Raw genomic sequence first — 384 nt, forward strand, 5'->3', positions numbered from 1 at the left:
ACGAAGGCAACTACACAATAGATATTCCAACGAATGTAGATCTTAAAGGCGATGAAAATATCGTTGTAACAGCAACAGATAAAGATGGAAACGTGTCGGAAGAAGCAACAACAGTAACAGATACGACAGCACCAGAGGCACCAACGGTGAATGATGTAACAAGTGATGACACACAAATTTCAGGAACAGCGGAAGCTGGTTCAACAGTAACAGTAACGTTCCCAGACGGAACAACAGGTACAGGAACAGCTGACGACGAAGGCAACTACACAATAGATATTCCAACGAATGTAGATCTTAAAGGCGATGAAAATATCGTTGTAACAGCAACAGATAAAGATGGAAATGTGTCAGGTGAAGCAACAACAACAGTTACAGATACGA

The 384-nt window shown here is 41.4% G+C and carries 1 protein-coding gene; it reads left to right on the forward strand.

All coding sequences use genetic code 11. From position 1 onward, the window contains the following. A partial coding sequence (locus tag ACSULM_RS12500; protein ID WP_436863127.1) for an Ig-like domain-containing protein occupies window positions 1-384 on the forward strand: 384 nt, incomplete at both ends.

It is taken from the genome of Staphylococcus caeli (genome assembly GCF_051413795.1).
Classification (GTDB): domain Bacteria; phylum Bacillota; class Bacilli; order Staphylococcales; family Staphylococcaceae; genus Staphylococcus; species Staphylococcus caeli_A.